The organism is Janthinobacterium sp. HH104, from assembly GCF_001758715.1.
In the GTDB taxonomy this organism is placed as follows: domain Bacteria; phylum Pseudomonadota; class Gammaproteobacteria; order Burkholderiales; family Burkholderiaceae_D; genus Janthinobacterium; species Janthinobacterium aestuarii.
Genome location: NZ_LRIB01000030.1, coordinates 110,083 through 130,117, shown reverse-complemented (window position 1 = coordinate 130,117; position 20,035 = coordinate 110,083). Strand labels below are relative to the sequence as shown.

19 protein-coding genes are annotated in these 20,035 nt (G+C 62.1%); 7 read left to right on the top strand and 12 right to left on the bottom strand.

What is annotated here, in order from left to right:
* Nucleotides 1-35 precede the first annotated feature (35 nt).
* The 5 genes from JAB6_RS12575 to JAB6_RS12555 all read right to left on the bottom strand — a co-directional run bounded on the left by JAB6_RS12575 (nt 36) and on the right by JAB6_RS12555 (nt 6,153).
* Nucleotides 36-1,028 (bottom strand): chemotaxis protein CheB, encoded by a 993-nt coding sequence (locus JAB6_RS12575; RefSeq protein WP_070303108.1) that lies wholly within the window; start codon nt 1,026-1,028, stop codon nt 36-38.
* A 128-nt stretch (nt 1,029-1,156) separates the two neighbouring features.
* Nucleotides 1,157-1,900: a DNA-binding protein gene (locus JAB6_RS12570; protein WP_034752328.1), complete on the bottom strand. Its 744-nt coding sequence runs from the start codon at nt 1,898-1,900 to the stop codon at nt 1,157-1,159.
* 142 nt (nt 1,901-2,042) lie between these two features.
* Entirely contained in the window at nt 2,043-2,660 is a 618-nt protein-coding gene (locus JAB6_RS12565) for an LON peptidase substrate-binding domain-containing protein (protein ID WP_083292699.1), read from the bottom strand.
* A 53-nt stretch (nt 2,661-2,713) separates the two neighbouring features.
* On the bottom strand, nt 2,714-3,952 hold the full coding sequence (locus JAB6_RS12560; protein WP_070303106.1) for a DEAD/DEAH box helicase: 1,239 nt from the start codon (nt 3,950-3,952) through the stop codon (nt 2,714-2,716).
* A 119-nt stretch (nt 3,953-4,071) separates the two neighbouring features.
* Entirely contained in the window at nt 4,072-6,153 is a 2,082-nt protein-coding gene (locus JAB6_RS12555; protein ID WP_070303105.1) for a TonB-dependent siderophore receptor, read from the bottom strand.
* 393 nt (nt 6,154-6,546) lie between these two features.
* Here JAB6_RS12555 and asd point away from each other — a divergent pair, with 393 nt between their 5' ends.
* Nucleotides 6,547-7,395 carry an archaetidylserine decarboxylase gene (gene asd, locus JAB6_RS12550; RefSeq protein ID WP_070303104.1) on the top strand — a complete coding sequence of 283 codons (849 nt, stop codon included), beginning with the start codon at nt 6,547-6,549 and terminating at the stop codon, nt 7,393-7,395.
* Between the two features lie 17 nt (nt 7,396-7,412).
* Here asd and JAB6_RS12545 read toward each other — a convergent pair whose 3' ends face one another.
* Nucleotides 7,413-8,318 carry a LysR family transcriptional regulator gene (locus JAB6_RS12545; protein WP_035818083.1) on the bottom strand — a complete coding sequence of 302 codons (906 nt, stop codon included), beginning with the start codon at nt 8,316-8,318 and terminating at the stop codon, nt 7,413-7,415.
* A 115-nt stretch (nt 8,319-8,433) separates the two neighbouring features.
* Between JAB6_RS12545 and JAB6_RS12540 the strand changes: the two genes are divergently transcribed.
* The 3 genes from JAB6_RS12540 (at nt 8,434) to JAB6_RS12530 (ending at nt 11,058) form a co-directional block, all read left to right on the top strand.
* Nucleotides 8,434-9,033, top strand: a complete 600-nt coding sequence (locus tag JAB6_RS12540; RefSeq protein WP_034752334.1) for an FMN-dependent NADH-azoreductase — start codon at nt 8,434-8,436, stop codon at nt 9,031-9,033.
* Between the two features lie 75 nt (nt 9,034-9,108).
* Nucleotides 9,109-9,984: a pirin family protein gene (locus tag JAB6_RS12535; RefSeq protein ID WP_070303103.1), complete on the top strand. Its 876-nt coding sequence runs from the start codon at nt 9,109-9,111 to the stop codon at nt 9,982-9,984.
* Nucleotides 9,985-10,101: 117 nt separating this feature from the next.
* Nucleotides 10,102-11,058, top strand: a complete 957-nt coding sequence (locus JAB6_RS12530; RefSeq protein WP_070303102.1) for a cation diffusion facilitator family transporter — start codon at nt 10,102-10,104, stop codon at nt 11,056-11,058.
* Between the two features lie 62 nt (nt 11,059-11,120).
* Here JAB6_RS12530 and JAB6_RS12525 read toward each other — a convergent pair whose 3' ends face one another.
* The 3 genes from JAB6_RS12525 to JAB6_RS12515 are packed head-to-tail and all read right to left on the bottom strand — an operon-like array spanning nt 11,121 to nt 14,693.
* Nucleotides 11,121-13,373 (bottom strand): bifunctional (p)ppGpp synthetase/guanosine-3',5'-bis(diphosphate) 3'-pyrophosphohydrolase, encoded by a 2,253-nt coding sequence (locus JAB6_RS12525; RefSeq protein ID WP_070303101.1) that lies wholly within the window; start codon nt 13,371-13,373, stop codon nt 11,121-11,123.
* Between the two features lie 39 nt (nt 13,374-13,412).
* Complete coding sequence (locus JAB6_RS12520; protein ID WP_034752339.1) at nt 13,413-13,763, bottom strand: RidA family protein; 351 nt, start codon at nt 13,761-13,763, stop codon at nt 13,413-13,415.
* 48 nt (nt 13,764-13,811) lie between these two features.
* Nucleotides 13,812-14,693: an alpha/beta fold hydrolase gene (locus JAB6_RS12515; RefSeq protein WP_070303100.1), complete on the bottom strand. Its 882-nt coding sequence runs from the start codon at nt 14,691-14,693 to the stop codon at nt 13,812-13,814.
* Nucleotides 14,694-14,952: 259 nt separating this feature from the next.
* Between JAB6_RS12515 and JAB6_RS12510 the strand changes: the two genes are divergently transcribed.
* On the top strand, nt 14,953-16,290 hold the full coding sequence (locus JAB6_RS12510) for a dicarboxylate/amino acid:cation symporter (protein WP_235194238.1): 1,338 nt from the start codon (nt 14,953-14,955) through the stop codon (nt 16,288-16,290).
* A gap of 236 nt (nt 16,291-16,526) precedes the next feature.
* Nucleotides 16,527-16,937, top strand: a complete 411-nt coding sequence (locus JAB6_RS12505; protein ID WP_070303099.1) for a DoxX family protein — start codon at nt 16,527-16,529, stop codon at nt 16,935-16,937.
* A gap of 52 nt (nt 16,938-16,989) precedes the next feature.
* On the opposite strand, the gene JAB6_RS12500 is transcribed toward JAB6_RS12505, so the two are convergent.
* The gene (locus JAB6_RS12500) at nt 16,990-17,640 is read right to left on the bottom strand and encodes a CoA transferase subunit B (protein WP_034752390.1); all 651 of its coding nucleotides are present in this window, start codon (nt 17,638-17,640) and stop codon (nt 16,990-16,992) included.
* Between the two features lie 20 nt (nt 17,641-17,660).
* Nucleotides 17,661-18,362: a CoA transferase subunit A gene (locus JAB6_RS12495; RefSeq protein ID WP_070303098.1), complete on the bottom strand. Its 702-nt coding sequence runs from the start codon at nt 18,360-18,362 to the stop codon at nt 17,661-17,663.
* A gap of 147 nt (nt 18,363-18,509) precedes the next feature.
* Between JAB6_RS12495 and JAB6_RS12490 the strand changes: the two genes are divergently transcribed.
* Complete coding sequence (locus tag JAB6_RS12490; RefSeq protein ID WP_034752350.1) at nt 18,510-19,076, top strand: PAS and helix-turn-helix domain-containing protein; 567 nt, start codon at nt 18,510-18,512, stop codon at nt 19,074-19,076.
* Here the strand turns inward: JAB6_RS12490 and JAB6_RS12485 are convergent.
* Nucleotides 19,073-19,849: an SDR family oxidoreductase gene (locus tag JAB6_RS12485; protein ID WP_034752351.1), complete on the bottom strand. Its 777-nt coding sequence runs from the start codon at nt 19,847-19,849 to the stop codon at nt 19,073-19,075. The two genes, JAB6_RS12490 and JAB6_RS12485, sit on opposite strands and share 4 nt — an antisense overlap.
* Nucleotides 19,850-20,035 lie beyond the last annotated feature (186 nt).

Sequence of the window (20,035 nt, the reverse complement as noted above, 5' to 3'; positions counted from 1 at the left end):
AGGCGCCGCGCGGCATGGCGCGACAGTGCGCTATTTTAAGCCAGCAAGGCCCGTTTCAGCATATCGGCCTGCTCGCCTGCCTGGCGCGCCTTGGCTGCATACTCGCTGGCCGTCCCCGGATGCAACCAGGCCTGGGCCTTGGCGGCCAGGTTCAGATACAGTTTTTCTTTTTCCTGCAGCGCCCTGACAGCGGCCCAGATGGCGTCTTCCGCCTTTTCATGCTGCAACTCGCCAAGCGTCTGCGCCGTGAAACTGTGACCCGTATGGCAGCGAAAACGCTGCGGCTTCTGGCCATGCAGCTCCCACAGCGTGCCCTGGCATTCGGGACAGGTGAACGTCGATGGCGTGGCAATTTTTTCCAGTTGCTCCATATTTCCCACTCCCCGGGCAAAACGGTTTTCCACGGCAACCCACTGGGGCACGGGCGGCAAGGACTGCGCAGCGCCTGCTGGCGCTGGCGCGCCGCTGGCCAGCGCCAGCAGGGCCGGCCCGATCTCGGCGGACGGCAGGCACCAGTCCACTCCGGCATGGTCGATCGCGCTTTGCGGCATGGACGGCGCCACTGCGTCCTGCGGCTCCTGCACCAGCGCCTTGCCGCCGCAGGCCTTGATGGCCTGCAAGCCCGCCGTGCCATCGTCGAGGTAGCCGCTGAGAACCACGCCCACCACCTTCGGCCCAAAAGCGGCGGCGGCACTGCGAAACAGGGGATCGATGGCGGGACGCGTATGGTTTTCCTTCGGACCCCGGGTCAGCTCGACCATCGCCTGGCCGGCCAGGTTGGCAACGAGCATGTGCCGGTCTGGCGGCGCCAGCAGGATGCGTCCCGCGCGCACGGGTTCGCGCTCTTCGGCAAAGCGCACGGGCAAGGCGGAGGTCTTGCCGAGGATCTCGGGCAGCACGCTGTTGCGCGCCCCCACGTGCATGACGGCCAGGATTGCCGCGGGCAGGTCCGCCGGCAAGGTGGCGAAGATGGTGGACAGCGCGCTTACGCCGCCCACCGAGGCCCCCATGACGATCAGCGTTTCCATGCCTGCCCCTTTCGCGCCCGGATCACTGAACTATTTTGCCGCGCCTGGTAACACGATTCAGTGCGCCGACTAACACTATAAGAAGCGTCAGCTCAGGGACGACGCGCAGCAGGTTTGGTCAGGCGTCCTCAGACTGGGGTTTTGAAGATGGGATCCACGATGAACTGCTGCGCCTTGATGCGCAAGGTGCGCTCTTCGTCCAGCTCGGCGCGCGTTTCGCCCAGCTCTTCGCGTTCCGCTTCCAGTTCCAGGCGCGCGGCCGCCAGTTCCGTTTCCACGCGTGTCAGGCTTTCCAGCTTCAGCTGGGCCTGGATCAGTTCCGCGCGCGCCGCTTCGGCGGCCTCTTCCAGACGGGGGATGCCTTCGAGCTTGAATTGCGCTTTGGCCAGGTCCATGCGGGCCTGCTCTGCCGCCTCTTCCAGGCGCGGCAAGCCTTCCAGGCGCAGCTGCGCCTTGGCCAGGTCCGTGCGGGCCTGGTTCGCCACTTGCCGCTCGCGCTCGAGTTCCTCGCGCAAGGTTTCCAGCTCGCCCGCCTGCAGGTCGAGCAGTTCTTGCTGGCGCTCATTCTCGCTGGCCAGGTCCATCAATTCCTGTTGATTGTCGTTCATCTCGGCTTCATGCGCGCTGTGGCTGGCGCTTAATTCCTGTCCTACATAATCGAGGATGGCTTGCTGCAGCACGGGCGACAGTTCGGCGGCGGCAGCGATCTGGCGCTGCGCACCGGCCTTGCGGCGCTGCAATAGCTTGCTGATGGTGCCCAGACAGGCGCCGTTGCCCAGCCGTTCGCGCAAGGCGCGCACCGTGATGGACTGGCCTTCGCCGGCCATCGCTTCCATTGCCGCATTGATCTGTTCCGCGCTTACTTTTGCCATGTCGTGTGCTCTTGAATGTTGCCCAGGGCAATCTTGCCCAGGGGCATTATCTTATGCCAGCGGCGGCAAAGCGTAAAGTATTTCTCAATAGTGATTGCAATTGCACAACAGAACGTTGTGCAAACATGCGGCTTGGGATGTTTTACTCTTCGAGCAGACCATTTTCCGTGAGCATATCCTGCACCAGTTCCAGGCGCAGTACGGGATTGTCCTGGCTCAGCAATAGTTGTTTTTGCATGGCGCTCAGGGACAGCAGCTCGCACCAGCGGTTCGCCACCCAGCCGCACTCGTCGAGGCGGTATGGCGGCTGCAGGGGCATCTGATCGGGCGGGATCTTTTGCTCCTGCAAGGTGCGGATCAGGGCGCCGAGCGCGTCGGCCACGTTCTGCTGCTCTTGCGGGATGGGGATGGTTTTATCGGGCGCCAAGGTGTCGACCTGCGCCATCCACAAGCCGTGCTTCAGCTGTTCGCTGGAAACGATGTGGAAGCGCTGCATGCCCATGCATTTGATTTGCAGCAAGCCCGACAGGGGCGCGGCCCAGTCGACGACGCGCGCCAGGGTGCCCACGGGCGCCAGGGTCTCTTGCTGGCCCGGCTTGCGCACTTCCGCACCGTCCAGCAGTTGCACCACGCCGAACGGCTGCTCGCCCATGATGCACTGACGTATCATGTCCAGATAGCGTACCTCGAAGATCTGCAGGGGCAGATAGCCGTCGGGATACAGCACCGTATTGAGCGGGAACAAAGGTATCGAGGTCATGGCGCATGATGGCACGAATGGCATATCCGTGCAGCGCGCTTTGCACCTCCCGGTTATTTGTAGAAGCGGCGCTTTTTCGCTCTCTCTGCCGCTTTCGGCGCCAGCACTTTCACGGCCTTTTTCTGGATCGTGCCACCGGCGGACGTGCCCGGCACGCGGTGCTCGGCCTCGTAACCGGCTTCCTCATTGCGTTTCAGGGTTTGCCGCGTCAGCGCTTCGACGGCCGACAGCAATTCCACCTCGTCGGCGCAGACGAGCGAGATCGCTTCGCCCGAGGCGCCCGCGCGGCCCGTGCGGCCGATGCGGTGGATATAGTCTTCCGCCACGGTGGGCAAGTCGAAATTGACGACGACGGGCAATTGGTCGATATCGAGGCCACGGGCGGCCACGTCGGTAGCCACCAGCACCTGCACTTCGGCGGATTTGAAGCGGGCCAGCGCGCGCAGGCGGTTCGGCTGCGTCTTGTCGCCGTGAATCGAATCGGCGCGCACGCCCTGCTCCAGCAAGGTGTTTACCAGCAGCTCGACACCCTTGCGCGTCTTGACGAAGACCAGGACCTGGCCCCAGCGCTTTTTCTTCAGCAAGTGCAAAAACAGTTCCGGCTTGCGTTTCTTGTCGCACACGATCACCGATTGCTTGACGGCCTTGACCGTGCTGTTGCGCGCGCTGACCTCGACCGAGACGGGATCCTTCAACATGGTTTTCGCCATGGCGCGGATGGCGTCCGAGAAGGTGGCCGAGAACAGCAGGGTCTGGCGCTGCTTGGGCATGGTCATCAGCAATATATCGAGCTCGCGCTCGAAGCCCAGGTCCAGCATGCGGTCGGCCTCGTCCAGCACCAGTGTTTGCACTTGCTCGAACTTGACGGCGCCCTGCGTCTGCAAGTCCAGCAAACGGCCCGGCGTGGCCACCAGCACGTCGAGGCCCTTGCGCAATTTGCTGATCTGCGGCTCGATGGGCACGCCGCCATACGCGACAAAGCTGCGCAGCGGCAAGTTGCCGCCATAGCTGCGGAAGCTGGCATAGACTTGCTCGGCCAGTTCGCGCGTGGGCACGAGCACGAGCACGCGCACGCACTGCGGCGCCACCACGCCTTCCAATGTCAGGCGCTGCAGCAGCGGCACGGCGAAACCGGCCGTCTTGCCCGTACCCGTCTGGGCGGCGGCCATCAGGTCGCGCCCGGCCAGCACGGCAGGAATCGCTTGCGCCTGCACGGGCGTGGGCTTGGCATAGCCGAGCTCGTCAAGTTTGCGGACCAGGGGATCGATCAGGCCGAGGGAGGAAAACGTCATGGGGAAAGCAATCTTGGCAAATGAAAAGGTGGCGCGCACGGACAGGCCGTGCGCGCAATTGCCGAGATTATAGGCCAGCGGGGATGCCGGCCGGGGTTTTCAGTATAGAAATAGCGCGCTCAGAACTTCATTTCCAGGGTCGCGCGCGCCTGCGGCGAACTCGGCGAAATGCTGTTGCGCGCTATCGTGCCACTGGCGTCCGCATACGTGGTGGTGCTTTCGAAGTCTTGCGCCAGCAAGTTCGACACGGCCAGACGCAGCTGGTTCTTTGCATCGAATTTCCACAGCGCATATATGTCGACGTCGCGCCGCGGCGAGGTGTAGGCGCTCTGGCGCTCGGTGATGCGCACGGGGCCGCCATTGCGGAAGTTGAAGCTGCCACCCGTCGTCAGCACGCCGTCCGGCGTCTTGTAGTCGAGGCCGAAGTTGCCGCTGACGGGGGTTTGCTGGTCGAGCCGGTTGTTCGGTCCCGGCACCTTGTCCACCTGCGACCAGTTGCGGCTGATGCTGGCGCGCAAGTCGATGGCTGGCACGGGCGCGGCCATCACGGCACGCAGCGGGAACTTCGCTTCCAGTTCCAATGTCTGAGTATTGGCGCGGCCATCGTTGACGGGCGTCGATACCCAACGGTCATTGATGAACAGCAAGCCCTGGCGCGTATAGCCATCGATACGGCGCGCCGAGGCGCGCGCGCTGAGCAAGGCGCCTTCGGCCCAGTAGTGCTCGTACGAGGCGTCGATGCCCAGCGCCAGCTCCGGTTTCAGGTAGGGATTGCCTTCGCGGTCGGGGTCCGTCTGGCTATTGTTGGTCGAGGTATTGCGGCGCGGAATCAGGCTCGCCGTGGGCTGCGCCTTGTAGGTGCGCGTCAGGGCCAAACGTAGCTGGTCGCCCTTGGTATCGGGCAGCTTCCACAGGGTTTGCAGCAGCGGGCTCCACACGCTGGTGCGCTGGTTCACTTCGTCATAGGTATCGCCCGCGCTGCGCGTATCGATACCTTCCCAGCGCACGCCCGCATACATCGACCAGCGCGGCGTGATTTCCCAGTCATCCTGCACGTACAGGGCCAGGCGCTTGATGGTGGCGTCGAAACCTTCGTCGCTGTTGACGGGCGGACGCGCGCCCAAGGCAGCCAGGGCCGCTTCGCGCTGCCGGCGCGTTTCGTCGCGCTCCGTGTAGGCGCCGTCCCAGCCCATCGACAATGCATGGCCGGGCAGCAAGGGCGACGAATATTTGCCCGTCGAACTGACGCCGTTTTCCGTCGCCTTCACGCCCACCTTGCGCTCGAGCGCCAAGCCGCTGCCGTCGACAAAGCCTTGCTGCAGGCTGTCGGACGTATTGCGTGCGGCCGAGGCGCCGATTTTCAGTTCCAGTTTGGCGCCAGCAGCCAGCTTGTGCATCCACGTCAGGTCGCTGCGGCCGAAGGCGTTGTGGTTGCTTGAGCTGCCCGTATTGGTGTCGTAGTCGGGGCGCACGCCCTGCTCCGTTTCGGCCCGGCTGAAATTGCGGTGATTCGAGCGCCCGCCATTGAAAAAGAATTGCGCCGTCACATTGTCGCCATTGGCCAGCACCCAGTTCAGGCGCGGCGACAGATTGATGCCTTCCGGACGGCCGTCACCCGTGCCATTCGTGCGGCGCAGCAGGTTTTGCCGGCCATCGGGCGCGTAGCCCAGTTCCAGGCCGGGATTGTCGTAATGGTAGTCGTAGCGGAACAGCGAGCCGGCCAGCGAATACGAAAAATTGCCGTCGCGGTCAGACAGCTGCACGTTGACGCTGGGCGAGAAGCTCACGTCGCTGCCCTGCACGCCCAGCTTGAGCTCGCGCTGCGCCGTCTTCACGGCTTTCTTGAGCACCACATTGATGGTGCCGGCGATCGACTGCGTGCTGTATTCGGCGCTGGCCGCATGCAGAATCTCGATGCGTTCGATCACGTCCGGCGACAGGGTGTCGAGCGAGAAACCGGCCGGCGCCCGCTCACCGTTGAGTAGTATCTGCGTGTAGCCGCTGCCCAGCCCGCGCATGCGGATTTCGCCGCCCGAGCGTCCGGCCGCGCCGGAGACGGTAATGCCGGGCAAGCGTTTGAGCACGTCGGTGACATTCGTGTCGCCATACTTGAGGATTTCCTCGCTGCCCACGACCATCTTGCTGGCCGTATCGTCGCGGCGCGGATCGTAGCCGCTGCCCTTGACTTCGACGGTTTGCATGGCCGGTGCGGCGGGCTTTTCAGCCTTCGGCGGCGCAGTGGTGGCGGCAGCGGCCGTGTCGGCTGGCGCTTCAGATTGCTGGGCCTGGGCATTCCAGGCAAGTAAAACGGCTGAACAAAGGACGGTAAGGCGGAGGCAACGGCGTGGCATCATGACCTGGCTGAAAAAAGTTGGCTGAATAAAAATGGCTAAAAGCTAAAAAACAGGCCGCCGTATTGTGCTGCAATTTTTTCCGAGTGGCGCAGTTTCCCGAAAATATTTCTTACAGCAAATTAAATTCGGCGTCGGACTGCGATACGCACCCTTGCATACGGCGCATATCATTGCGCGCCACATCGCCGCTATAATGCGTTTTCACCATTGTTCCCATCATCCCGTCAAAGGCTTCCCATCGTGTCTGACCGTCTTGCCGTCCTGCCTCAATATCTGCTTCCAAAAGGAGCGTTGACCAACTTTGCCGGCCGGATCGCCGGCGCCAAAGGCGGCGCCATGACCACGCGTTTGATCCGCTGGTTCGTCGGTCGCTACAACGTCAACATGGATGAGGCGCTGGACCCGGACATCACGCACTACACGAGCTTCAACGACTTTTTCACGCGCGCGCTGCGCCCCGATGCCCGTCCGCTGGCCCAGGCCGACTACATCTGCCCCGTCGATGGCCGCATCAGCCAGTTCGGCACGATCGACAAGGACCAGATCTTCCAGGCCAAGGGCCATAACTTCAGCACCACGGCCCTGGTCGGCGGCGATGCGTCCCTGGCGGCCCAGTTCGAACACGGCAGCTTCGCCAATCTGTACCTGAGCCCGCGCGACTACCACCGCATCCACATGCCGTGCGACGGCCGCTTGACGCGCATGATCTATGTACCCGGTGAACTGTTTTCCGTCAACCCGACGACGGCGCGCGGCATCCCCGGCCTGTTCGCCCGCAACGAGCGCGTCGTCTGCGTATTCGACACGGCCAACGGCCCCTTCGTCATGACCCTGGTCGGCGCCACCATCGTCGGCAGCATGGCCACCGTCTGGCACGGCGTCGTCAACCCGCCCCGCACCGGTGATATCCGCGACTGGAGCTATGCGAACGACAATGTCGTGCTGAAACAGGGCGAAGAACTGGGCCGCTTCCTGCTCGGTTCCACCGTCGTCATGCTGTTCCCGAAAGACACCGTGCAATTCAACGCCAACTGGCAACCGGCCGGCCCCGTGCAGCTGGGCGAAGTCATGGGCAACCTGCCCAAGTAAGGCATCCGGACGCGCGCCTATACGGGTGCGTCCGTGCGATACATCTCCTCCATTAGATCGAGAAACGCGCGCGTCTTGGCCGGCATCAAACGCCGGCCGGGAAACACGGCCCAGCCCGTGACCAGCGGAAAACTCCACTCCGGCAGCACGCGCACCAATTCCCCCGTCGCCACATAAGCCTTGGCAAAGCGGTCCGTGCTGGCCGCGATGCCCACGCCCGTGCACGCCATGCGCACCAGCAACTCCGGCGAATTGGCCAGCAGGCGCACGGGCAGATCGCGCTCCCACGTGGTCTTGCCGCGGATCAAAGTCCAATGCACGAGGCCATGCACGGCGCGCGGCAAGCTGAGCAAATCATGACCGTACAGATCGTCGGGATGCTCGGGCAAGCCATGCACACTCGTGTATTGCGGCGAGGCATACAAGGCGAGCGTACTGAAGGCCACGCGGCGCGCGGACAGGCTGGCGTCGTCGGGCAAATTGCCCATGCGGATGGCCAGGTCGAAATTTTCTTCCAGCAAATCCACGCGGCGCGCCGACAAGTCCAGCTCCAGCGAAATGGCAGGATAGCGGCGCACGAACTCGGCCAGCACCTGGCGCATCAGGGTGTCACCAAAGTCGGCCGGCATGGAAATGCGCAGCAAGCCGCTGGGCCCCGCCTGGCGGTGCTGCGCCAGGGCGCCGGCCGCCTCCGTTTCTTCCACTACCTTGCGCGCATGCTCGAGCAGGCTGGCGCCAAACTCCGTCAGCGCCAGCTTGCGCGTCGTGCGCAGCAGCAGCCGTTCACCCAACTTCGCTTCCAGCAGCGAGATGCGCCGCGACAGGGTCGACTTGGGCAAGTCCACGCGCACGGCGGCACGACTGAAACTGCCGCATTCAACGACTCTGGCGAACAGCAGCAAATCTCCGGGATCGATATCCATAAAACCTCATTGTTCCATTGGTGGATTAATGTTATCCATTTTAACGGCTTCCGCATCAATTTTGGAATTGCTATAGTTCATCCATCGCAAGACACCTCACAACGGAGAAAACAAGATGAACATCCTGCAAATCAATTCCAGCGCCCGCAGCACCGGTTCCGCCTCGACCCGCCTGGCTGACGCCATCGTCGCCCGCGTAGAAGCGGCCAACCCTGGTGCCGCCCTCGTCCGCCGCGACCTGGCTGCCGCGCCGCACCCCGTGCTCGACGAACCGACCCTGCAAGCGCTGTTCACGCCGGCCGACAAACGCACGCCGGAACAAGCGGCCCGCATCGCGCTGGACGACGCGCTGATTGCGCAAGTGCAAGCAGCTGACGTAATCGTCATCGGCGCGCCGATGTACAACTTCGGCATCACCGTGCAACTGAAAAGCTGGTTCGACGCAATTGCCCGCGCCAACGTCACCTTCAAGTACACGGAAAACGGCCCAGTTGGCCTGCTGAGCGGCAAGAAAGTCTATGTGGGCCTGTCCCGCGGCGGCTTGCACCGCGACAGCGCCAACGATAGCCAGGTGCCTTACCTGAACACCATGTTCGGTTTCCTGGGCATGACCGACGTGCAATATGTGTATTCGGAAGGCATGGGCATGGGTCCGGAAGCCGTGGCCAAGGCACAAGCGCAAGCGGACGCCGAGATCAACGCCATCCTGGTGTAATAGCTGACTGCCGCAACAAGGGGTCAGACGGGGACGCCGAGTTCCGGCGGGTCTGACCCCAAACAGGAGAACACAATGAGCGATACCACCACCGTCAACAAGCCACGCGCCGTCGAGCGCGTGATCGCCGGCCAGGCCGTCATGGATGGCGCCGGCGTGAAGATCAACCGCGTGCTGACGCAGCAGCTGCAGCGCCGTCTCGACCCGTTTTTGATGCTTGATAACTTTGCCAGCGACAAGCCGAACGACTATATCGCCGGCTTCCCCGAGCATCCGCACCGCGGCTTTGAAACGGTCTCGTACATGATCACGGGGCGCATGCGCCACAAGGACAGCGCGGGCAACGAAGGCTTGCTGACCTCGGGCGGCGTGCAATGGATGACGGCCGGCAGCGGCGTGATCCACTCGGAAATGCCGGAGCAGGAAGAAGGCGTGATGGAAGGTTTTCAGTTGTGGCTGAACCTGCCCGCGCGCGACAAGATGCGCACGCCGTGGTACCGCGATTTCACGAGCAGCGAGATTCCCCGCTACACGACGGACGCTGGCGTGGCCGTGCAAGTGATCGCCGGCGAGAGCCATGGCGTGACGGGCGCCGTGCAGCGCGAACTGACGGAACCGTTGTACCTCGATATCGACTTGCCGGCCGGTGCCAGCTTCGAGCAACCCTTGCCGCCAGGCCATAATGCTTTCATCTACACGTTTCGTGGCGAAGTGCAGGTCGACGGCAAGGCCGTGCCCACCCTGCGCATGGCGATCTTTGCCAACACGCCGGGCAGCGACGGCGTGCGCATCGAGGCGCCCGAAGGCGGCCGCGTGATCCTCGTCGCCGGCCAGCCCTTGAATGAACCGATCGCGCAGTACGGCCCGTTCGTCATGAATACCCAGGCGGAAGTGTTCCAGGCCGTAGAGGATTTCCGCGAAGGGAAATTTGGCGAGACGGCGGTACAGTAAAATTATTTGCTCCAGGTAAAACCTGCAGTGCCTCGCGGCCTGCAGGTTTTTTTACGCGCCGACTATTTTGTTGCTTTTCAATTAAACTGACGGCAAGATCATTCCACAAAGCATTCCATGCATCCCACGCACGACAACACCGAACACGACGCCACCCATTTGCACGCCCACCTGAAAGGCGACGCCAAGCACACCCACTCGTTCGAGGGGCGCAGCCAGAGCATCCTCGCGTGGGCGCTGGGGCTGACCCTGTCGTTTGCCGGCATCGAGGTCATCGCCGGTTTCCTGTCCAATTCGCTGGCCCTGATTTCCGACGCGGGCCACATGGTCACGGACGCGGCCGCGCTGGGCCTGGCCCTGCTGGCACAGCTGATCGCGCGACGCCCTCCCTCGCCGCGCCACTCGTTCGGCTTTGGCCGCGCCGAAGCGCTGGCCGCCTTCGTCAACGGCCTGGCCATGCTGTGCGTCGTGGGCTGGATCTGCTATGAAGCCGTGCTGCGCTTTTCCGCCCCACAAACCGTGCAAGGCGGCATGGTCTTCATCGTCGCCTTCATCGGCCTGGCGATCAACCTGGTGGTGGCGTGGGTCTTGTCGAAAGACAAGCAAAGCGTGAACACGCGCGCCGCCCTCGTGCACGTGATGGGCGATTTGCTGGGCTCGGTCGCCGCCATCGTGGCCGGCGCCGTGATTTACTTCACGGGCTGGATGCAGATCGACCCGCTGCTGTCCGTGCTGGTGTCCCTGCTGATCCTGAAATCCACGTTCGGGGTATTGAAAGAGTCGTATCACTTCCTGATGGAAGGCGTGCCCATGCACATCGACTACGTCCAGGTGGGCGCGGACGTGGAGCAGGTGGACGGCGTGATTTCCGTGCACGACCTGCACGTATGGGACATGTCGCCCGGCCAGCCAGCCCTGATCGGCCACGTGGAAATCGAACACCTCGACCATTGGCCGAAGGTATTGCGGGCGATCAAGAAGATGTTATTGAGTAAGCATGGGATAGACCACATCACTCTGCAGCCGGAGACGGCCACAATGGCGGGACTACATGCGGGAGACAAAACCCACTAGCAAGGACCGGGGTCAGACCCGCCGGGTCTGACCCCAGCTTCTGTACTTGGGGTTCAACAAGACTAACTGCGCCTTGCCTCAAGAACACCGCTCACATCCTTGATCACATTCAGCGCCTTCAGCAACTGCGCCGTCGAACTGATCTCGGCCGTAAAGGTCATGCGGGCCTGGCCCTTGGCGCTTTGGGTGTTGACGCCGATGACGTTGATCTTTTCGCGCGAAAAGATTTCGGAGATGTCGCGCAGCAAGCCCTGACGGTCACCGGCCAGGATGAAGATGTCAACCGGATACACCGTGTCGTGTCCGCCCGTGCTGCCCCATTCCGTGAAGATCACGCGCTCGGGCGACTTGGCGCGCATTTCCTCGAAGTTCTTGCAGGTGGCGCGGTGGATCGACACGCCCTTGCCGCGTGTGACAAAACCGACGATGCTGTCCGGCGGCGCCGGCTTGCAGCACTTGGCCAGCACGGTCATCAAGCCTTCGGTGCCCACCACCAGCACGCCGGACTTGGCGCCCTGTTCCACGCTGGAAGCGCGGCTCTTGCCGACCAGCACGGCGTCTTCCGGCACCACCACTTCGCCATTGTCGTGCAGCGCCTGCTCCACGTGGCGCAGGCTGAATTCATCCTTGCCCACCGACAGGAACAGCTCGTCGACTTTCGCAAAGCCCAGCTTTTGCGCCAGCGCTTCCAGATTGACGGCCGTCTTGCCTTCGCGCTGCAACGATTTTTCCACCAGCGCGCGGCCGTGGGCCAGGGTTTCCTGCATGTCGATCGCGTGGAACCAGGCGCGGATTTTCGAGCGCGTGCGCGTGCTGACGGCGTAGCCGGCGCTGAGCCAGTCGCGCGACGGTCCGGCCGTGCCCGGCGCGCCTTTGGCCGTGATGATTTCGCAGGTCTGGCCGTTTTTCAGCTGGGTATTCAGGGGCACCATGATGCCGTCGACCTTGGCGCCGCGGCAGCGGTGGCCCACGTCCGTGTGCAGGTGATAGGCAAAATCGACGGGCGTCGCGCCCACGGGCAATTCCAGCACGCGCGCTTGCGGCGTCATGACGAAGATGCGGTCGTCCAGGGTGGCGGACTTGAGCTTTTCCACCCATTCGCGCTGGATTTCTTCCTGACCTACGACGGCGTCGGCCACCTCCGTTTTCCAGGCCAGCAGCTGGCGCAGCCAGGCGATCTTTTCGTCGTATTTTTGGCCGGCAAAATTCGAGCCGCCCTCTTCCTTGTAGCGCCAGTGCGCGGCCACGCCGTATTCGGCAAAGCTGTGCATTTCATTGGTGCGGATTTGCACTTCCAGCGGACGGCCATCCTCGGCCGTCACCACCGTGTGCAGCGACTGGTAACCGTTCGGTTTCGGCCGCGAAATGTAATCGTCGAATTCTTTCGGGATGGGGGTCCAGATATTGTGGACCACGCCCAGCACCGTGTAGCAGGTTTTCACGTCGGCAACGATGACGCGGAAGGCCCGCACGTCGTACAGGGCCGTAAAATCGAGCTCCTTGCCGCGCATCTTGTTCCAGATGCTGTAAATGTGTTTCGGGCGGCCAAATACTTCCGCCTGGATACCGGCCGAAGCCAGTTCCGTCTGCAGGCGCAAGATCGCCGAGGACACGAAGCCCTCGCGCATCATGCGCTTTTCTTCCAGCATCTTGGCGATGCGTTTATACGCTTCCGGTTCGATGAAGCGGAACGACAAGTCTTCCAGTTCCCACTTCAGCTGCCAGATACCGAGGCGGTTGGCCAGCGGCGCGTACAGGTCCAGGGTTTCCTTGCCGTATTCACACGTCATTTCGTTGAACAGCTTCAAGTCGGCAAAGTAACGCAAGGTCGTCACGCAGGCGGCCAGGCGCACCAGCACGACACGCATGTCGGAAGCCATCGCCAGCAACATCTTGCGCAAGGTTTCCACCTGGGCCACGGCTTGCTGCGCCGCATTCTTGCCTCGCCCGCCAGCGCTGCCGTGCTGCGCCTGGGTCAGCGCGCGCAAGCGAATCAGCTGGCGCACGCCGGTGGCCAGATCGCACACCTGCTTGCCGAAGCGGGGTTCGATGTCGGCCGCCGTATCGGGTTCCAGCAGGGTCAGCTCGAACATCAGGCCGGCGATGCGCGTTTCCGCATCGCTGCGCAGGAAAGCCAGGGTGGTGGCCACGCCGATGGCGAACTCCAGCGCGGAGCGGCCGGCAAAGGTCTGCTTGTCGCCATACGCTTGGGTGGCATACGCGAGCGCGTCCAGCACGCGCGCGCAGTCCGGCGCACTCAAGCCCTCTACCAGTTGTTCCGATGTGGCGCTATTCGGGGCCGAGATGGAAACCATGTATTACCTTTAAACTTGATGACTGAACAACTTGAAAACTTAACGTTCTGCAGCGATGACGACGATTTCAACCAGGCATGCCGGATTGGCCAGCTTCGCTTCCACCGTGGCGCGCGGCGGCGTGTGGCCGGAGGCGACCCAGTCATCCCACACTTCATTCATGCCGGGGAAATCCTTCATGTCGGCGATGTAGATCTGGCACGACAGGATGCAAGTCTTGTCGCTGCCCGCTTCCATCAGCAAACGGTCGACGTGGCCCAGCACTTCGCGCGTCTGGCCGACGATGCCTTGCGTGGTGTCTTCGGCGATCTGGCCAGCCAGATAGATGGTGTTGTTGTGTATCGCTACTTCGGAGAGGCGTTTGCCTACATGCAGTCGTGTAATTTCCATGCTTCTTCTTTCGGTTGTTTCAAAATCTGTACAGCGGTATTGCTTGTATTACTTGCCCAGAAAAAACTTGCGCGCGATGGCGATCTGGTCGTCGTGGACGAAAGTGGGCGCATGGCCCACGCCGGCGATTTCCACCAGCTCCGCCTTCGGGCCGCGACCGAGCATGCGCGTGGCCGTTTCGTGCGACAGCAGATCGGATTCCGAGCCGCGCACCAGCAAGGTGGGGCAGCGCACGGCATCATATGCGGCCCACAGCATGGCTTCGTCGCTGGCCGCCGATTCCGGCGTGGCCGAGCGGAACGGCATGGCCAGTCCCATATCATAGTGGCGGCGCCAGTGGCCATCCTTATCTTGCCGCAACACATCCACCGCCAGTTTATGCCATTCCGCATCCGTGTGCGGGCCGAAGCTGGCGGACACGTCGCGCACGAACTTGGCGCCCTGCTCGAACGTCTCGAAACGCAAGTCCTGGCCGATGTAGTCGCCGATGCGCTGCAAGGCTTCGGGCGCCAGGGTCGGGCCGATATCGTTCAGGACCAGCTTGCTGATCGGGCTGTGCGGCAGCGATGCCAGGCCCAGGCCGATCAAGCCGCCCATCGACGTGCCGAACCAGTCCACCGTCTGGCGCTCGCCATTGGCCAGCACGCGCGCCAGCAGGGTCACCATGTCGCTCACATATTGCGGCACGCGGTAGAACTGGGGATTGGCCAGCCAGCCCGAGCGCCCGCGGCCCACCACGTCGGGGCAGATCACGCGGTAATCGCTGGCCATGGCGCGCGCCAGGTTGTCGAAGTCGTCCGCCACGCGCGTCACGCCGTGGGCGCAAACGAGCACGTTCGGATTATCGGCAGCGCCCCACTCCTTGTACGACATGGTATGCAAGCCTGCGGGGGAGATGCATTGCACGGATTTGATGCTCGCTTCGATCATGCGATTCCTTATAACACCGGAGCTACGGTTTTGTCCGGCGTCGTTATTTGGTAGTAAAAAACAAAGAAACCTGCGATTTGCCGGTTGCCTCGCGCGCGACGCTACGGCAGTGTAGCGCAGCGCGGGCAATGCTCCAAGCGCGCGGCTGAAATGCTGCGCCGCAGCACACTACTGGCACGCTCGCCATGGCGCAATACCCGATATAGCGAAAATGCATATCTGCGGTTATCCACAATTGAGCCGGCCTGGCAATGCGCGGATGATCGCAGCATCAACCCGCAAGAGGAGACCACTCGTGAAAAAACCATTCTATAAAATCCTGTACGTACAGGTGCTGTTCGCCATCGTGGCCGGCGTGCTGCTGGGGGTGTTCTACCCCTCGAACGCCGTCGACATGAAACCGCTGGGTGACGGCTTTATCAAACTGATCAAGATGATCATCGCCCCGGTGATCTTCTGTACCGTGGTCTCCGGCATCGCCGGCATGCAGGACGTCAAGAAAATCGGCCGAGTGGGCGGCAAGGCGCTGCTGTACTTTGAAGTGGTCTCCACCTTCGCGCTGGCCATCGGCTTGCTGGTTGCTAACATCCTCAAACCGGGCGCCGGCTTCAACGCCGATCCGGCCCACCTCGACGCCAAGTCGATCGCGCAATACACGCATGCCGAAGGCATGTCGACCATCGACTTCGTGATGAACATCATCCCGAAGACCTTCGTCGACGCTTTCGCCAAGGGCGACATCCTGCAAGTGCTGCTGATCGCCATCCTGTTCGGCTTTTCGCTGTCCCTGCTGGGCGAGCGCGGCCGTCCGGTCACCAAGCTGATCGACGAACTGTCGCATGCCATCTTCGGCATGGTCAACATCATCATGAAAGTCGCTCCCATCGGCGCGTTCGGTGCGATGGCCTTTACCATCGGTAAATACGGCCTGGCTTCGCTGATTCCGCTGGCTAAACTGATGGGCTCGTTCTACCTGACCTGCTTCCTGTTCGTCTTCGTCGTGCTGGGCCTGATCGCCAAGTACACGGGCTTCTCGATCGGCCGCTTCCTGCTGTACATCAAGGAAGAACTGCTGATCGTGCTCGGTACCAGCTCGTCGGAATCGGCCCTGCCGGCCCTGATGAAAAAACTTGAGCGCCTGGGCTGCTCCAAGCCAGTCGTCGGCCTGGTCGTGCCTACCGGCTACTCGTTCAACCTGGACGGCACCAATATCTACATGACCATGGCCGCCCTGTTCGTGGCGCAAGCGACCAACACGGAACTGACCATCTGGCAGGAACTGACCATCCTGGGCGTGGCGATGCTGACCTCGAAAGGCGCATCCGGCATCACAGGCGCCGGCTTCATCACCCTGGCCGCGACCCTGGCCGTGGTGCCGACGATCCCTGTGGCCGGCATGGCGCTGATCCTGGGCATCGACCGCTTCATGAGCGAATGCCGCGCGCTGACGAATTTCGTCGGCAACGGCGTGGCCACCATCGTCGTGTCGAAATGGGAAAAAGAACTGGACATGGACAAGCTGCATAGCGAGCTGGCCCACCCCACCCACCCGACGGACGACGCGTATGTCGCCCCGGCCGTAAATATCGTCAAGTAAGCCGTACTACTCACCATTGAAAGCCCCGCAGAGCGATCTGCGGGGCTTTTTTCATTGCGCGTGGGATTCTCGCATCATCAACATACAGTAAATCATGCATCAATATTTATTACGATGATCAATGAATGAAAAACTATTACAGTACTGTCACCTGTTCGCCGTCAAGCTCCCGCATAATGACATTGCGTTAATGCAAGCCTGACACCGAACCATCCTCACTTTTGAATGGAGCACGCATGTCCCTCTCGCCCGCCTTTTACGCCACCTGGAGCCCACGCCTGCTGGGCGTGCTGCGCATCATCCTCGGCTTTCTCTTCCTGCAACACGGCACGGCCAAGCTGTTCGGCGCGCCGCACGTGGCCATGTTCGACGGCTTGCAACTGTTTTCCGTGATGGGCGCGGCCGGCGTCATCGAGCTGGTCGGCGGCACCTTGCTGCTGGTGGGCCTGTTCACGCGCCCCGTCGCCTTCATCCTGTCGGGCCAGATGGCGGCCGCCTATTTCATGGCGCACGCGCCGGCCGGTTTCCTGCCGATCCTGAACGGCGGCGAAATGGCCGTGATGTATTGCTTCACTTTCCTGTACTTCGCGGCAGCGGGCGCTGGCGCCTACAGCCTGGACGCATTGCGCGGCAAGGCAAGCGCATAAAAAAGGGCGGACATCGCTGTCCGCCCTGCTTCGATACGACGCTACGCCTGGCTTACACGGCGGAGACGTCCAGTTCCGCGCCCGTGGCCGCCTGCACCTGCTCCTTGGTCACGCCCGGCGCCAGTTCCACCAGCTTCAGACCGTTTTCCGTCACGTCGATCACGCCCAGGTCGCTGATGATGACGTCGACCACGCCCACGCCCGTCAGCGGCAAGTCGCACTGTTTCAGCAGCTTGTGCGACGTCGTGCCATCCTTGGCCGTGGCCACGTGTTCCATCAGCACGACAACGCGCTTGACGCCGGCGACGAGGTCCATCGCGCCGCCCATGCCCTTGACCATCTTGCCTGGGATCATCCAGTTCGCCAGGTCGCCCTTTTCCGACACTTGCATGGCGCCCAGGATGGCCAGGTTGATCTTGCCGCCGCGGATCATGCCAAACGAATCAGCCGAGCTGAAGTAGGCGGCGCCTGGCAAGGCCGTCACCGTCTGCTTGCCGGCGTTGATCAGGTCGGCATCGACTTCGGCTTCCGTGGGAAACGGACCGATGCCCAATAACCCGTTTTCCGACTGCAGGAATACTTCGATGTTGTCCGGCACATAGTTGGCGACCAGGGTCGGCAAGCCGATGCCCAGGTTCACATAAAAGCCATCCTGCAATTCCTTTGCCGCGCGCGCGGCCATTTCATCACGTGTCCAAGCCATAGTAATCTCCGTATTCTGTTTTATGCTTCGGTGCGCACGGTGCGCTGCTCGATGCGTTTTTCCGGGTTCGCGTTGACCACGATGCGGTGCACGAAGATGCTCGGCGTGTGGACCTGGTCCGGGTCGATCTCGCCCACTTCGACCAGTTTTTCCACTTCGACGATGGTGATCTTGCCGGCCATAGCCACGTTCGGGTTGAAATTGCGCGCCGTCTTGCGGTAGACCAAATTGCCGGCGCGGTCGGCCATGTAGGCTTTGACCAGCGCCACGTCGGCCACGAGGCTGCGTTCCATCACGTATTGCTCGCCGTCGAATTCGCGGAGCTCCTTGCCGTCGGCAACGATGGTGCCCACGCCCGTCTTGGTAAAGAAGGCCGGGATGCCGGCGCCGCCGGCGCGCAGTTTTTCGGCCAGGGTGCCTTGCGGCGTGAATTCCAGTTCCAGTTCGCCGGCCAGGTACTGGCGCGCGAATTCCTTGTTTTCACCCACGTAGGAGGCGATCATTTTCTTGATCTGGCGCGTGGTCAACAGCTGGCCCAGGCCGAAGCCGTCCACGCCCGCGTTATTCGAAATGGCGGTCAGGCCCGTCACGCCCGAATCGCGCAAGGCGCCGATCAGGGCTTCGGGAATGCCGCACAGGCCGAAGCCGCCGACGGCGATGGTCTGGCCATCTTGGACGATACCGGCCAGCGCCGAGGCGGCGTCAGGATAAACTTTATTCATGGGTGTCCCTCTATCTTTTGTTAAGCTTTGGTCTTGAGTCCATGACTCAGGCAGCGACTCAGCATAAAATACGCGAGTGGAAAGTACAATACCGTAGAACTACCGGCGCCGTGCCGGCAATCCCCCTGTGAGAGTGATACGTATCAGATGAACGCCGCGTCAGCCATCGACTATGAAAGCATCTTCCTGCACGCGCCCGTGGGCATGTGCATGTCGGAAAACCGTATCATGCGTAGCTGCAACGAAGCGCTGGCGGCCATGTTCGGCTATGCGCGCGCCCAACTGGACGACCAGTCGTTCGAAGTACTCTACCCCACGCACGACGAATTCCTGCGCACCGGTGACCGCATCATTCCCATCATGAACGCCAGGGGACGCTATTCGGACGAGCGCATCATGCGCCGCAGTAATGGAGAATTGTTCTGGTGCCACGTCACGGGCCACGCCATGCTGCCGCAGGAACCGCTGGGGCCGGGCATCTGGACGTTCGAGGATGTCAGCGAGAAACGTCCCGTGACGGCGGAACTGACCCCGCGCGAGCGCGAAATCGCCGCCCTGCTGGTGGAAGGCAAGACCAGCAAGGTCATCGCCCGCCAGATCGACCTCAGCCCCCGCACGGTGGAAATGCACCGCGCCAAGCTGATGCGCAAGTTCGCCGCGTCGACGTCGTCCGAGCTCGTGCACAAGCTGGTGGGACTGCAGCTGCAGCGCTAGAAGGTACTCATGCCACCGTCAGCGGAAATGATGGCGCCGTTGATGAAATGCGAATCCTCGCCCGCCAGCAACAGCAGCAGGCCGTCGAGGTCTTCCGGCTTGCCCGGACGTTTATTCGGCAGCATTTCGATCAGCTTCTTGCCCTGCTCGGTGGCAAAGTAATCTTCATTGATTTCCGTGGAAATGTAGCCGGGGCAGATGGCGTTCGTGTTGATGCCGTATTTGCCCCACTCCACGGCCATGGCGCGCGTCATGTGCACCATGCCCGCCTTGCTCATGCAATACACGCCGATCTGCGGCAACACCTGCAAGCCCGCCATCGAAGCGATATTGATGATGCGGTGCTGTTTCTTCGGGTCGCCCTTGGCGCGCGCGATCATGCGCTTGGCCGTTTGCTGGGCCACGAAGAACGAACCGCGCAGATTGGTGTCCATCACGAACGAGTAATCTTCGGGCGTGACGTCGACCAGGCGTTGCGTGGTAGAGACACCGGAATTATTGACGAGGATATCGATGGGACCCGCTTCCGTTTCCGCATGCGCGATGGCCGACTTGATGCTGGCGAAGTCGGTCACGTCGAGCGACACCACGTGCGCGGCGCCGCCATCGGCTTCGATTTCGGCGCGCAATTCCTTCAGGCGTTCGGTGCGGCGCGACGCCAGCACGACCTGTGCGCCGGCCTGGGCCAGCACTTTCGCAAAGCGCGCGCCGAGGCCGCTCGATGCGCCGGTAATCAGGGCAATCTTGCCCTCGAAATTGACTTCTATGCCCACGAGCTACTCCTGTTTTATTTTAGACAACACTTTACGCCGTGCCTATGGCAATCGGGCAAATTCCCCCGCAGCGCACTCGAGCAAAAGTAAACGCCATCATTACACAAAATGGCCGGATTTAGATTGCGGCGAGGGGCAATGTCACGCAAAATGGCGCCAAAGTTGCAATCCTCGCCAAAAACAAGC

Coding starts and splice junctions, on each gene's coding strand:
- JAB6_RS12575 (WP_070303108.1), bottom strand. CDS start 1,028: ATGGAAACGCTGATCGTCATGGGGGCCTCGGTGGGCGGCGTAAGCGCG.
- JAB6_RS12570 (WP_034752328.1), bottom strand. CDS start 1,900: ATGGCAAAAGTAAGCGCGGAACAGATCAATGCGGCAATGGAAGCGATG.
- JAB6_RS12565 (WP_083292699.1), bottom strand. CDS start 2,660: ATGACCTCGATACCTTTGTTCCCGCTCAATACGGTGCTGTATCCCGAC.
- JAB6_RS12560 (WP_070303106.1), bottom strand. CDS start 3,952: ATGACGTTTTCCTCCCTCGGCCTGATCGATCCCCTGGTCCGCAAACTT.
- JAB6_RS12555 (WP_070303105.1), bottom strand. CDS start 6,153: ATGCAAACCGTCGAAGTCAAGGGCAGCGGCTACGATCCGCGCCGCGAC.
- JAB6_RS12545 (WP_035818083.1), bottom strand. CDS start 8,318: ATGGATATCGATCCCGGAGATTTGCTGCTGTTCGCCAGAGTCGTTGAA.
- JAB6_RS12540 (WP_034752334.1), top strand. CDS start 8,434: ATGAACATCCTGCAAATCAATTCCAGCGCCCGCAGCACCGGTTCCGCC.
- JAB6_RS12535 (WP_070303103.1), top strand. CDS start 9,109: ATGAGCGATACCACCACCGTCAACAAGCCACGCGCCGTCGAGCGCGTG.
- JAB6_RS12530 (WP_070303102.1), top strand. CDS start 10,102: ATGCATCCCACGCACGACAACACCGAACACGACGCCACCCATTTGCAC.
- JAB6_RS12525 (WP_070303101.1), bottom strand. CDS start 13,373: ATGGTTTCCATCTCGGCCCCGAATAGCGCCACATCGGAACAACTGGTA.
- JAB6_RS12520 (WP_034752339.1), bottom strand. CDS start 13,763: ATGGAAATTACACGACTGCATGTAGGCAAACGCCTCTCCGAAGTAGCG.
- JAB6_RS12515 (WP_070303100.1), bottom strand. CDS start 14,693: ATGATCGAAGCGAGCATCAAATCCGTGCAATGCATCTCCCCCGCAGGC.
- JAB6_RS12510 (WP_235194238.1), top strand. CDS start 14,953: ATGATCGCAGCATCAACCCGCAAGAGGAGACCACTCGTGAAAAAACCA.
- JAB6_RS12505 (WP_070303099.1), top strand. CDS start 16,527: ATGTCCCTCTCGCCCGCCTTTTACGCCACCTGGAGCCCACGCCTGCTG.
- JAB6_RS12500 (WP_034752390.1), bottom strand. CDS start 17,640: ATGGCTTGGACACGTGATGAAATGGCCGCGCGCGCGGCAAAGGAATTG.
- JAB6_RS12495 (WP_070303098.1), bottom strand. CDS start 18,362: ATGAATAAAGTTTATCCTGACGCCGCCTCGGCGCTGGCCGGTATCGTC.
- JAB6_RS12490 (WP_034752350.1), top strand. CDS start 18,510: ATGAACGCCGCGTCAGCCATCGACTATGAAAGCATCTTCCTGCACGCG.